General features: G+C 69.8%; 13 protein-coding genes. 7 read left to right on the top strand and 6 right to left on the bottom strand.

Going from position 1 to position 11,411, the window contains the following annotated elements:
- Window positions 1–20 precede the first annotated feature (20 nt).
- The 3 genes from ACFSJG_RS06700 to ACFSJG_RS06710 form a co-directional block, all read right to left on the bottom strand.
- Window positions 21–1,049, bottom strand: coding sequence for an acyl-CoA dehydrogenase family protein (locus ACFSJG_RS06700; protein WP_378484431.1), 1,029 nt, complete (start codon window positions 1,047–1,049; stop codon window positions 21–23).
- Between the two features lie 64 nt (window positions 1,050–1,113).
- The gene (locus ACFSJG_RS06705; protein ID WP_378484432.1) at window positions 1,114–1,908 is read right to left on the bottom strand and encodes a VOC family protein; all 795 of its coding nucleotides are present in this window, start codon (window positions 1,906–1,908) and stop codon (window positions 1,114–1,116) included.
- Window positions 1,909–2,099: 191 nt separating this feature from the next.
- Window positions 2,100–2,702, bottom strand: coding sequence for a TetR/AcrR family transcriptional regulator (locus ACFSJG_RS06710; RefSeq protein WP_378484433.1), 603 nt, complete (start codon window positions 2,700–2,702; stop codon window positions 2,100–2,102).
- A gap of 70 nt (window positions 2,703–2,772) precedes the next feature.
- On the opposite strand from ACFSJG_RS06710, the gene ACFSJG_RS06715 reads away from it, so the two are divergent.
- From ACFSJG_RS06715 to ACFSJG_RS06725, 3 genes are read left to right on the top strand one after another with little or no spacing between them, the layout of a single operon-like run.
- The gene (locus ACFSJG_RS06715; RefSeq protein ID WP_378484434.1) at window positions 2,773–3,726 is read left to right on the top strand and encodes a patatin-like phospholipase family protein; all 954 of its coding nucleotides are present in this window, start codon (window positions 2,773–2,775) and stop codon (window positions 3,724–3,726) included.
- Window positions 3,723–5,186, top strand: coding sequence for a flavin-containing monooxygenase (locus tag ACFSJG_RS06720; protein ID WP_378484435.1), 1,464 nt, complete (start codon window positions 3,723–3,725; stop codon window positions 5,184–5,186). Before ACFSJG_RS06715 ends, ACFSJG_RS06720 begins: the two co-directional genes overlap by 4 nt.
- A complete protein-coding gene (locus tag ACFSJG_RS06725; protein WP_378484436.1) occupies window positions 5,183–6,019 on the top strand; it encodes an SDR family oxidoreductase in 837 nt (278 codons plus the stop codon). Before ACFSJG_RS06720 ends, ACFSJG_RS06725 begins: the two co-directional genes overlap by 4 nt.
- A 9-nt stretch (window positions 6,020–6,028) precedes the next feature.
- On the opposite strand, the gene amaB is transcribed toward ACFSJG_RS06725, so the two are convergent.
- Window positions 6,029–7,573 (bottom strand): L-piperidine-6-carboxylate dehydrogenase, encoded by a 1,545-nt coding sequence (gene amaB, locus ACFSJG_RS06730; RefSeq protein ID WP_378484452.1) that lies wholly within the window; start codon window positions 7,571–7,573, stop codon window positions 6,029–6,031.
- 23 nt (window positions 7,574–7,596) lie between these two features.
- On the opposite strand from amaB, the gene ACFSJG_RS06735 reads away from it, so the two are divergent.
- The 4 genes from ACFSJG_RS06735 to ACFSJG_RS06750 all read left to right on the top strand — a co-directional run bounded on the left by ACFSJG_RS06735 (window position 7,597) and on the right by ACFSJG_RS06750 (window position 10,611).
- Window positions 7,597–8,037: an Lrp/AsnC family transcriptional regulator gene (locus ACFSJG_RS06735; RefSeq protein ID WP_378484437.1), complete on the top strand. Its 441-nt coding sequence runs from the start codon at window positions 7,597–7,599 to the stop codon at window positions 8,035–8,037.
- A gap of 64 nt (window positions 8,038–8,101) precedes the next feature.
- Window positions 8,102–9,436, top strand: coding sequence for an L-lysine 6-transaminase (lat, locus tag ACFSJG_RS06740; protein WP_378484438.1), 1,335 nt, complete (start codon window positions 8,102–8,104; stop codon window positions 9,434–9,436).
- Window positions 9,437–9,592: 156 nt separating this feature from the next.
- Window positions 9,593–9,772, top strand: coding sequence for a hypothetical protein (locus ACFSJG_RS06745; RefSeq protein ID WP_378484439.1), 180 nt, complete (start codon window positions 9,593–9,595; stop codon window positions 9,770–9,772).
- 26 nt (window positions 9,773–9,798) lie between these two features.
- A complete protein-coding gene (locus ACFSJG_RS06750; RefSeq protein ID WP_378484440.1) occupies window positions 9,799–10,611 on the top strand; it encodes a tyrosine-protein phosphatase in 813 nt (270 codons plus the stop codon).
- Here ACFSJG_RS06750 and ACFSJG_RS06755 read toward each other — a convergent pair.
- Window positions 10,598–10,939 carry a hypothetical protein gene (locus ACFSJG_RS06755; RefSeq protein ID WP_378484441.1) on the bottom strand — a complete coding sequence of 114 codons (342 nt, stop codon included), beginning with the start codon at window positions 10,937–10,939 and terminating at the stop codon, window positions 10,598–10,600. The genes ACFSJG_RS06750 and ACFSJG_RS06755 overlap by 14 nt on opposite strands.
- Before the next feature lie 74 nt (window positions 10,940–11,013).
- A partial coding sequence (locus ACFSJG_RS06760) for an acyl-CoA carboxylase biotin carboxyl carrier protein subunit (RefSeq protein WP_378484442.1) occupies window positions 11,014–11,411 on the bottom strand: 398 nt, incomplete at its 5' end.

The following is an 11,411-nucleotide window of genomic DNA, read 5'->3' on the forward strand; positions in this document are numbered from 1 at the left end:
GCCTGGCGGGTCCGACATCGTCATCGCATGCCGGTCGGGCCTCCGAAGCGGTTCAGCAGTTCGGACCGGATCTGTGGGCGTGACGCCGCGACCAGGGTGAGCGTGGCCTCCCGCATCAGGCGACCCGCGGTCGTGCCGGTCACCGACGCCGCGCTGCCGGTTGCCGTCACGAGTGCCGCCGCCGACCGCAGCGCCAGCTCGGATGCGGCGGCGCGGGCCTCGAACAGGTCGGTGTCGTCGCCGGCGAGCGCGGCGTCGAGGCCGTCGCGGACCGACACCGAGGTCAGGTCGAGCGCGTGGGTGTCCACTCCGAGTCCGGTAAGCTCCGCGCGGCAACGCCGCGCCACACCGGTCGCCATGCAGCCGTTGAGCCACGACCCGAACGTCTGACCCGCGGCGAACACCTCCGGCGCCACCACGCCGACGACCTGGTCGTCGCGGGCCTCGAGTCCGTCGATCCGCATTCGCACGGTGTTGCTGCCGCGTGCGGCGATCAGTGGAAGCTCGTCGACGGTGAGCCCGGCGGTCTCGGTGGCGTCGACGAGCAGGTGGACGATCGAGTCGTCGAACTCGTCGCGTGCGCTGAGTTGGAGGACGTCGACGATGCCCCAACCCGTGACGAACGGTGCGACACCGTCGAGGACGTAGCCGCCGTCGACCCGCCGCGCGTAGAGCAGAGGAGGCTGCGGGATCGCGCCCGCGAACGCCACTCCGCCGCGGACCGACCCGGACAGCAGGCCGTCCCAGAACCGTTCCCGCAGTGCGGTGTTGCCGCTGGCGGCGAGACCGCCGACGACACCGTGGTGCTGCATCCACGTGAAGGTGGTCGCGAGGCAGCCGCCACACAGGGTCTCGACGACCGCGACGAGGTCGGCGATGTCGATCGTCGGCCCACCGAGTTCGGGAGGTGCTGCGAGCCCGTAGAAGCCGGCGTCGGCGAGGGCGTAGAAGTGGCTCGAGGGGATCTCCCCGTCCGCGTCCACGCTGTCGGCCGCCGGAAACAGCACGTCCTCGGCGATGTCGTGAGCGAGCTCCGGCCAGTGCGTCACGGCGTCAGCGTATTGCCTGCGGGCCCTGTCCGCCCGGAGGCGGAACGCCGAGACCGACGAGTTTCTACATGCCGGCCGGTGGGTGGCCGAGGGAGAAGACCGCGCCGAACGGGTCGGTGACCGTTGCGAGGGTCCCGTACGGGGTGTCCTCGGTGGCCATCAGGACCGTGCCGCCGAGCGATTCGACCTGGGTGACGGTGGCCGCGACATCGTCGGACGTGACGTACACCTGCCAGAACGACGGCACCTCGGGAGGGCTGATCTTCGAGGTGTCCATGATGCCCGACCACGACGAGTCGCCGACGAAGACCTGGCTGTAGGCGTCCGGTCCGGGCGAGCCGTCCCCGCCCGTTCCGATCTCCTCGAGCCGGGCGCCGATCACCTTCGGGTAGAAGTCGATCGACTTCGCGTAGTCCTTGCTGTGGCACTCGAACCAGTACGGCGTCCCGTGCTCGCCCCACTGGCTGAACCCCTGATGCCGGTCGGGCTGCCAGAACCCGATGACCGCCCCCGCGGGATCGGTCACCACAGCCATGGTGCCCTCGTCTCCGACCGCCATGGGAGGAACCATCACCGAACCTCCCGCGGCTTCGGCCGCCTCCAATGTCGCCGCCGCGTCGTCGGTGCGCAGGTACACCGACCAGATGTTCGGCGGGCCGCCGGCCTCCTCCATCCACGGTGACAGGCCCGCCACGCGCCGCCCGTTCTTCGTGAAGTTCTGGTAGCCGCCGAACTCCTCGCGCGGTGCCTCGACCTCCCAGCCGAAGATCGCGCGATAGAACTCCGCGGCCTTCGCGGGGTCGCTGCTCATCAGATCGAACCAGACTGGGGCACCAGCAGGTGCCGAGTATTCGGACATGATCGAACCCTTCTCGGACGCAACGGCAACGTTCTCGGATGCAGGTACTGACCGCTGTCGCGTCCGATTCTCATCGGCGCACCTGGGGATTGCCACCTGTCGGCGGAATCGTCCGCCGCTCCGCGTCCCGCGATCGAGCGTGACGAGCGAGGCGCCCCACCCTGCGCGAGCCCGGCCGGTGCGTCACGGGCTCACGGGCTGTCTCCGGAGCCGCCGAGAAGCGCGCGTAGGTTGCGGGTGATCACCGAGGTCGAGATCGTCGGATCGATGGCGCGCTGGATGCCGAGGCCGACGCCGAAGCTCAGTGCGCTGGTCGTCGCGTCCTCCACGGACATCGGGAGGGTGACCTCGCCGGACGCCACGAGCGCACCGAGGACTGCCCGCACGATGTCGTGGGTCGAGGACAGGTTCGTTGCCAGCGCCGTCCGCAGTTCGGGGTCGTGGCGGGTGGCTGCGATGAACTCGAACTCGAGCATCGTCCATTCGACGTCACCGAGGGTGCGCTGCGCCCAGTCCTCGAACGCGATCAGCCGTTCCTCGAGTGGCACCGGCCTCGCCATCACCTCGGCGATCTCGCTGCCCTTGGTCGCGTGGATCAGCTGGAGGACCTCCAGGCAGAGCTCCTTCTTGTTGCGGAAGTTCGAGTACACGGCACCCTTCGAGTAGCCGGCCTCCTCCGCGACCTTCTCGAGGGAGGTGACGCCGTAGCCGTTGGCGAGGAACAGGTCGCGGGCGGTCGCTATCAGGTGGGCCCGCGTCTGGGCCTGGCTTTCCGACCTGGTCATCCGGGCCATCGACACTCCGTTCGCAAAAATCTCTCCATTTGGCATACCCATAGTATTCGAATACTGCTAGTTTCTGAATATGACTTCGAGTGACAGACACCTTCGTCGGGGACTGGTCATCGGTTGCGGCGGCACTCTCGGTGCTGCGTGGACGGTCGCGGCACTGGCCGCCGTCCGCGACGCCCTCGATTGGGACCCGCGCGAGGCGGACGTCCTCGTCGGGACGTCGGCGGGCGCGGAACTCGTCACGATGCTCGGCAGCGGTGTCGGCGTGGACGAGCTGGTGGCGATGCAGCTGGGCGAGCAGGTCGCTCACCCGGCGCTGCGCACCCACCTGGCCGACGCGCCGGGCCGGTTCCCGCCCCTGCCGCGCCTCGGGATCGGGTCGCGACGACTGGTCCGGAACCGCAGCACGGGCACCGTCACCGCACTGAGCGGTCTGCTCCCGCCCGGCGGCGGGGACGCCGCCTGGCTCGATCGGCTCGCATCCCGGATGGCGCCGGATCGTGCGTGGGTGGCGCACCCCGCGACCTGGCTCGTCTCGATGGACTACGACACCGGCGACCGCGTCGCGTTCGGATCTCCGGGTGCGCCGGAAGCGACGCTCTCGCACGCGCTTCGCGCGTCGTGGGCGATCCCCGGCTGGTTCCCGCCGGTGCGGATCGGTGGCCGTCGATTCGTCGACGGCGGTGCCGCGTCGACCGCCTCCGCGGACCTCGTCGCGCCGCTCGAACTCGACGAACTCGTCGTTCTCGCGCCGATGGCATCCACCGGCCGGGTGCCTGCGCGCGGCGCCGCTCGACTCGAACGTCTGATCCTGCGCGGATGGATGAGCGCGGGTCTCGACGCCGAGCTGGACGCCGTGCGCGCCACGGGAACCCAGGTGATCCGCCTCGACGCGACTGCCGAGGACCTCGCCGCGATGGGTCCGAACTTCATGGACGATCGCAGGAGGCTCGCGACGCTGGAGTCGTCGCTGCGCACCACCCGGGCCGCCGTGGCCCGCCAGATCGAGAACGGAGTCACGCGATGACCAGGCAGGAACACGTCGAGTTCGCCATCATCGGAGCCGGGATCTCCGGAATCGGTGCGGCGATCACCCTGCGACGCATGGGCATCACCGACTTCGTCATCCTCGAGAAGGGCGACGCACTCGGCGGCACGTGGCGCGACAACAGTTACCCCGGGTGTGCGTGCGATGTCCCGTCCGGGCTCTACTCGTACTCGTTCGCCCCCAATCCGGAGTGGACCAGGCTGTTCGCCGGGCAAGGGGAGATCCTCGACTACGTCGACCGGATTGCCGCCGAACACGGCGTAGGGGAGCACGTCCGCTTCGGTACCGAGATGACCCGTGCGCAGTGGGACGAGACCCGCCACCGGTGGGTGGTCGACACGAACCACGGAACCCTCACCGCGGGTTCGGTGATCGCGGCCGCCGGGCCGTGGAGCGAACCACTCGTACCCGACATCCCGGGCCTCGACACCTTCGACGGCGAGGCCTTCCACTCGTCCCGGTGGAACCACGACCTCGACCTGACCGGGAAGCGGGTCGCGGTGGTCGGAACCGGTGCGTCCGCAGTGCAGTTCGTGCCGGCGATCGCGCCCGACGTCGAGAACCTGCACCTGTACCAGCGCACCGCCCAGTGGGTGCTGCCCAAGCCCGACCACTACGTGCCGAAGGTCGAACGGTGGGCCATGCGGCGCGTTCCCGGTGCGCAGCGGGCCCTGCGGTCGATCGAATACAACATCATGGAGGCGCTCGGCGTCGGCTTCCGCAACCCGTGGATCCTGCGGATCGTGCAGCAGATCGGCCGAGCCCAACTCCGAGCGCAGGTTCCCGATGCCGAACTGCGACAGGCACTCACACCGGACTACACACTCGGCTGCAAGCGGCTGCTGCTGTCCAACACCTACTACCCGGCGCTGACGCGGCCGAACGTCGAGGTGCACGCGAACGCCGTCGCCTCCGTGCGCGGCAACACCGTCATCGGAACCGACGGCGCCGAACGCGAGGTCGACGTCATCATCTTCGGCACCGGCTTCCACATCCTCGACATGCCCATCGGCAGCAAGGTCTTCGACGGCGCCGGCCGCAGCCTCGACGACCACTGGAAGGGCAGTCCACAGGCCTACCTCGGGACCACGGTCGCGGGATTCCCCAACGCCTTCGTCCTCCTCGGTCCCGCGCTCGGTACCGGACACACCTCGGCATTCACCATCCTCGAAGCGCAGTTGGAGTACCTGGCGTCGGCGATCAGCGCGGCCCGCGCCGGAGGGTGGACACGGATGGAGACCCGCGCCGACGTGCAGGCCGCCTTCAACGCCGACGTGCAGCAGGCGCTGGCGACGACCGTCTACAACGCGGGCGGCTGCCAGAGCTATTTCCTCGACGTCAACGGCCGCAACAGCTTCAACTGGCCGTGGTCGACGGGCCGAATGGTGCAGCGACTGAACGAATTCGATCAACGAGCATACGAGGTGTCGACACGATGAAGTACCCGGAGATCTCCCTCGGCGGCGCGGTCGTCCTCGTCACCGGTGCGGGACGTGGCATCGGCCGGGCCACCGCGCAGGCGATGGCGGCAGGTGGCGCGCGCGTCGCGGTGGCCGACCTGGACAGCGCCGCAGCGGACGCCGCGGCGGCCGAGATCGGTTCGGCGGCGCGGGCGTACACCCTCGACGTGCGTACCCGGGGGTCGTGGGACGCGTGTGTCGCCGCGGTCGTCGCGGACCTCGGGCCGATCGACGTCCTGGTCGGCAATGCGGGTGTGATGCCGGTGGCGCCGTTCCTCGACGAACCGGACGAGATCGGCGAGGCAACCCTCGACGTGAACGTGTGGGGCCTGATCCACGGCATGCGGGCGGTGGCGCCGGCGATGATCGAGCGGGGGCGCGGGCACATCGTCAACGTCGCGTCCCTCGCCGGGAAGATCGCGATCCCCGGGCTGGCCGTCTACAACGCCAGCAAGTTCGCGGCCGTCGGTCTGTCGTCGGCGGCGCGCCTGGAGTTCGCCGAGCACGGCGTGAGCGTGTCGACGGTGCTGCCCAGCGCGGTGCGCACCACCCTGACGTCGGGCCTGCCGCTCGGCAAGGGGCTGCCCACGGTCGACCCCGAGGACATCGCGGCAGCCGTCGTCCGGACCTGCCGCACCCGGCGCGCCGAGACGCCCGTACCCGGTTACCTGGCCGCCCTCGACCTGGGGCTCGCCGCGGCGCCGGAGTCGCTGGTCCGACTGGTGCGGCGTGCGGTCGGCGGCGACCGGGCAGTCACCTCCGTCGACTCGGCAGCGCGCGCCGACTACGACGAGCGTCTCCGCGAACTGTGAGCGCGGCGGTCACCTCCCGAACCGCACGCCCTGTGCGAGGGGGAGTTCGGTCGAGTAGTTGACCGTGTTGGTGGCTCGGCGCATGTACGCCTTCCACGAATCGGATCCGGACTCACGACCGCCGCCGGTCTCCTTCTCGCCGCCGAACGCACCTCCGATCTCCGCCCCCGACGTGCCGATGTTGACGTTCGCGATACCGCAGTCGGACCCGTCGGCGGCCAGAAACCGTTCCGCCTCACGCTGATCGAGGGTGAAGATCGCCGACGCCAGCCCCTGCGGGACGTTGTTGTGCAACGCGATGGCCTCGTCGAGCGTGTCGTACGACAGCACGTACAGGATCGGCGCGAACGTCTCCTCCCGCACCACCTCGGACTGCGACGGCATCCGCACCAGGGCAGGGGTGGCGTAGACGCCGTCGCGGTCCATGCGGTCGCCGCCGCACACCACCGTGCCGCCTGCGGTGCGCGCGCGGTCCAGTGCCGCCGACATGGCCTGCCACGAACGCTCCCGGATCAGTGGACCGACCAGGACGCCGTCCTCGAACGGATCGCCCACGCGCAGTTGTCGATAGGCGTCCGCGACCCGCTCGACGAGCGTGTCCACGATCGACGAGTGCACGATCAGCCGGCGCAACGTCGTGCAGCGCTGCCCGGCGGTGCCCGCCGCCGCGAACACGATCCCGCGGACCGCGAGGTCGAGGTCCGCGGAGGGCGTGACGACGGCGGCGTTGTTGCCACCGAGTTCGAGCAGACACCTGCCGAAGCGTGCCGCCACCCGCGGACCGACCTCGCGGCCCATCCGTACCGAGCCCGTTGCGCTGACCAGCGCGACCCGCGGATCGTCGACGAGTTGCCCACCGACCGAACCGGATCCGATCAGCACGGCGTGCAGTCCGTCGGGTGCGCCGGACTCCGCTGCCGCCCGGCGCACCAGCGCGTCGCAGGCCAGCGCCGTCAGCGGGGTCAGCTCCGACGGCTTCCACACCACGGTGTCACCACACACGAACGCGATCGCGGCGTTCCAGGCCCACACCGCGACCGGGAAGTTGAAGGCGGAGATCACCCCGACCACACCGAGCGGATGCCACGTCTCCATGAGACGGTGACCGGGCCGCTCGGACGGCATCGTCCGGCCGTACAGCTGCCGCGAGAGCCCGACCGCGAACTCGCAGACGTCGATCATCTCCTGCACCTCGCCGAGCGCCTCGGACGGGATCTTCCCGGCCTCGATCGTCACGAGGGCGGCGAGGTCGTCCTTGTGCTCGGTGAGCAGTTCGCCGAGCCGACGTACCAGCGCGCCGCGCACGGGTGCCGGCACCACCCGCCACTGCGAAAAGGCTTGCTGTGCACACTCGATCGCTGCCGCCACGTCCTCCGGTGAACTCGCACGCAGCGTGTGGAGCACGGTCCCGTCCACCGGTGACAGGGCGGGCACGTCGTCGCCCGACGGGATGTCGGCGCCGCAGGCGCGCACGGCGTCCGCTGCGCGGCTGCGCAGGTCGAGGGGTGCGGTGTGGGTCATCTGGGGTGCCTCCGTCGGTGTCGTCGGTTGCAGGGGTACTCGGTTAGCCTGCCTGCATGTCGGAGCCTTTGGACGAGATCGACACGCTGCTCGTGCACGAACTGGTCGACGACGGTCGCGCCACCCTCGCCACCCTGGCCCAGCGGGCGGGGTTGTCGGTGTCGGCGGTCCAGACACGGGTGCGGCGACTCGAATCCCGCGGGGTGATCCGGGGATACGGGGCGCGCGTCGACCCGGCCGCCCTCGGTGATGCACTGTCGGCGTTCGTGGCGATCACTCCCTTCGATCCGGCCGGGCCGGACGACGCTCCCGAACGGCTCGCCGGCATCCCGGAGATTCGGGCGTGCCATTCGGTCGCGGGCGAGGAGAGCTACGTCCTGCTGGTGCGGGTGGAGTCGCCCCGGGCCCTCGAACAGCTGCTGCAGCGGATCCGGACCGTGGCGAACGTCCGGACTCGCAGCACCATCATTCTGCAAACATTTTACGATCGATCCTAGTTGTAGCCGGAATTGTTACACCAATAGCGGGTCAGTGCAGGAAAATTTCGCATAGCCTGGCGGTATGAGCGGAGCGATCGACCATCAATCCGGTCCCGGGCGCATCGGCCCCGGAGACGTCCTGCGGGTGCTCGGCGACCACATGCTGGTTGACGGGTTCGACCTCGTGCTCGACCTGACCCGGTCTCGCGGCCGGACCCTCGTCGACGAACGCGACGGCACCGAGTACCTCGACATGTTCGGCTTCTTCGCCTCGTCCGCGCTCGGAATGAACCATCCCGATCTCGCCGACGACCCCGCCTTCCTGCGCGAGCTGGCCGAGGCCGCCGTCAACAAGCCCAGCAACTCCGACATCTACACCACCGCGATGGCCCGATTCGTCGACACGTTCGAGCGGGTCCTCGGCGATCCCCGGTTACCGCACCTCTTCCTCGTCGACGGCGGCGCGCTGGCGGTCGAGAACGCGCTGAAGGTCGCGTTCGACTGGAAGAGTCGCCGCAACGAGGCCGCGGGCCGCGACCCGGCGCTCGGCACCCGGGTCATGCACCTGCGTCACGCCTTCCACGGTCGCAGCGGCTACACGTTGTCGCTGACCAACACCGACCCCGTCAAGGTTGCGCGCTTCCCCCGATTCGAGTGGCCGAGGATCGACGCGCCCGCCGTCGAAACGGGTGTCGACATCGTCGCCGCCGAGGAACGAGCTCTGGACCAGGCCCGGAGGGCGTTCACCGAACATCCCCACGACATCGCCTGCTTCATCGCGGAACCCATTCAGGGTGAGGGCGGCGACCGGCACCTGCGACCCGAATTCCTCCGCGCGATGGCCGAACTGTGTATCGAACACGACGCGCTGTTCGTCCTCGACGAAGTGCAGACCGGAATCGGGATCACCGGAAGCACGTGGGCCTACCGGCAATTGGGGCTCGAACCGGATGTCGTCGCGTTCGGTAAGAAGGCCCAGGTGTGCGGGATCATGGCCGGCGGACGTGTCGACGAGGAACCGGACAACGTCTTCCGGGTCGGCTCCCGGATCAACTCGACCTGGGGCGGCAACCTCACCGACATGGTCCGGGCCCGTCGCATCCTCGAAGTCGTCGAGCGCGACCGGCTGATCGACAGGGCCCGCCTCCTCGGCTCGCACCTGCTGGCCGAACTGGACGCACTCGCCGCACGGCACCCCGACGTCGTCACCGATCCGCGGGGGAGCGGACTCATGTGCGCGGTCACGCTCGACGCGGCGAGCCGACGGGACACGGTGGTCGCCACGCTCCGGGAGCGCGAGCACGTCCTCCTGCTCGCCACGGGCGAGCGGGGAATCCGCTTCCGGCCACCGTTGACGGTCACGGCGGGTGAACTGTCCGAGGCGGTCGCAGCAGTCGACCGTGCACTCTCCACCTGAACTTTTCACGCAGGTCGATCGGTACGGCGCGAGAATCTGTCGTACCCGTCTGCCATTCTGAGCGGCTCCGGACCAGGAGCGGCGGTACCTGCGAGCGGCGCTGATCGAGCGCCTCCGATCGCGAACCCGCCCCGAACGCTCCGAAGGAACCTTGACTTGACCCACGAGTCCGAGACTCCCGCGCACGACCCCGACATCGCACGCGCCACCTGGGTGATCGGCGTCGCCGCCGCGCTCGTGTTCGGCATGGCCCTCGGCGTCGCCGTCGGTGACGTGGCCGCCCCCGCCGCCTGTGCCCCGGCGGGCGCGATCGTCGGGACTCCGGCAGGTCCGTGACCGTCGGCGTGGTTTACCGTGCAGGCATGAGCATCACACCCCCGGTCGGTTCCCCCATCTCCGTCGCCTCCGTGCCCAACCTGCGCGACGCAGGTGGCTACTCCGCGGCCGGGGGATCCGTCGTGCGCAGGGGAATCCTCTACCGGTCCACCGACCTCGGCGCGGTCACCGACGACGACGCCGCCGTGCTCGAGGGTCTCGGCATCGCGACGGTGTTCGACCTGCGGACCGTCGCCGAGCGGGAGGTTCGACCCGACCGCATTCCGGCGGGTGCCAAAGAAGTGCCGCTCGACGTCCTCGCAGACCGGGATCCGTCGGCTGCGCCCGCGATGATGCTGAAGCTTCTCGAGGACCCGGTGCTCGCGGAACAGGCGCTCGGTGGCTCCGAGGCGAGTGGCCACCTGTTGAGCAGCTATCGGGAGTTCGTGTCGATGCCGTCCGCGGTCACGGCCTACCGTGCCCTCTACACCGACCTGGCGCGCGGCTTCGACGCGCCCGTTCTCATCCACTGCACCACCGGCAAGGATCGCACCGGCTGGGCCGTCGCGGCACTGCTGCTGCTCCTCGGCGTAGAGGAGGACGTGGTGTTCACGGAGTACCTGCTCACCAACGAACAGTTGCTCCCCGCGCTGCAGCCCGTGTTCGACCGCTTCCGCGACGCAGGCGGAAACCCGGACATCCTGCTGCCGTTGCTCGGGGTCCGCCGGGAATACCTCGAAGCGGCGCTCACCGAGATGCAGGCGTCCTTCGGGGGCGTCGAGAACTACTTCACGCGGGGACTCGGACTCGGCGTCGGAGACGTCGACGCATTGCGGGAGCGCCTGCTCAGCCGCGACTGACCGTCAGGCCCAGTCCTGCGGTTCCGAAACGCTCCACCGACTGCGAGGCGGCGTCGAGCGCGTCGTCGTGGCCGGGGCGCGCCCAGCCGGTGAGGGTTGCGCTGTCCCCGTCGGGCGTCAGGCCGACCTCGGCGAGCAGTTCGCCGGTGGTCGGTTCGCACACTGCCCACGAGTAGTGCTCGTCGGATGCCCACTGCGCGGAGCGGGTCGCGATGTGCGTGGGGTCGGTGACGCCGCCGTCGGCGAGCGCGGGCCGGTCGTCGACGCGGTCGTCGGCACGCAGCGCGCGCAGATACCACGATCCGGCGTTGATCTCGATCGGTTCCATGTGGAGGCCCTTCGGGCCTGTGCGCGTTTCTGGTAGCCAGAGCTACCAGAAACGCGCACAGGCAGCGCAGCTGCTTACTTCAGTTCGGCGAGGACGGTGCCCTGCGTGATCGCAGCACCCGGCTCGACAGCCAGCCCGGTCACGACACCGGCCTTGTGCGCGGTGACCGGATTCTCCATCTTCATCGCCTCGAGGACCACGATCAGATCGCCCTCGGCGACCTCCTGCCCCTCCTCGACCGCGACCTTGACGACGGTGCCCTGCATCGGCGCGGTCACCGCGTCACCCGACGCCGCACCCGCACCGCCGCCACCCCGCTTGCGGGCCTTCGGCTTGCGGGTGATCGCCCCCACCCCGGGTGCAGCCGACCCGACGGAGAACTGACCCGGCAGCGACACCTCCACCCGACGACCCCCGACCTCGACGACCACGGTCTGCCGCGGCGCGGTGTCCTCGTCGTCGGCGACCGCAC

Source organism: Rhodococcus gannanensis, assembly GCF_042681175.1.
GTDB lineage: Bacteria > Actinomycetota > Actinomycetes > Mycobacteriales > Mycobacteriaceae > Rhodococcus_G > Rhodococcus_G gannanensis.

Coding starts and splice junctions, on each gene's coding strand:
- ACFSJG_RS06750 (WP_378484440.1), top strand. CDS start 9,799: ATGAGCATCACACCCCCGGTCGGTTCCCCCATCTCCGTCGCCTCCGTG.
- ACFSJG_RS06720 (WP_378484435.1), top strand. CDS start 3,723: ATGACCAGGCAGGAACACGTCGAGTTCGCCATCATCGGAGCCGGGATC.
- ACFSJG_RS06705 (WP_378484432.1), bottom strand. CDS start 1,908: ATGTCCGAATACTCGGCACCTGCTGGTGCCCCAGTCTGGTTCGATCTG.
- ACFSJG_RS06715 (WP_378484434.1), top strand. CDS start 2,773: ATGACTTCGAGTGACAGACACCTTCGTCGGGGACTGGTCATCGGTTGC.
- ACFSJG_RS06710 (WP_378484433.1), bottom strand. CDS start 2,702: ATGGCCCGGATGACCAGGTCGGAAAGCCAGGCCCAGACGCGGGCCCAC.
- lat (WP_378484438.1), top strand. CDS start 8,102: ATGAGCGGAGCGATCGACCATCAATCCGGTCCCGGGCGCATCGGCCCC.
- ACFSJG_RS06735 (WP_378484437.1), top strand. CDS start 7,597: ATGTCGGAGCCTTTGGACGAGATCGACACGCTGCTCGTGCACGAACTG.
- ACFSJG_RS06725 (WP_378484436.1), top strand. CDS start 5,183: ATGAAGTACCCGGAGATCTCCCTCGGCGGCGCGGTCGTCCTCGTCACC.
- ACFSJG_RS06755 (WP_378484441.1), bottom strand. CDS start 10,939: ATGGAACCGATCGAGATCAACGCCGGATCGTGGTATCTGCGCGCGCTG.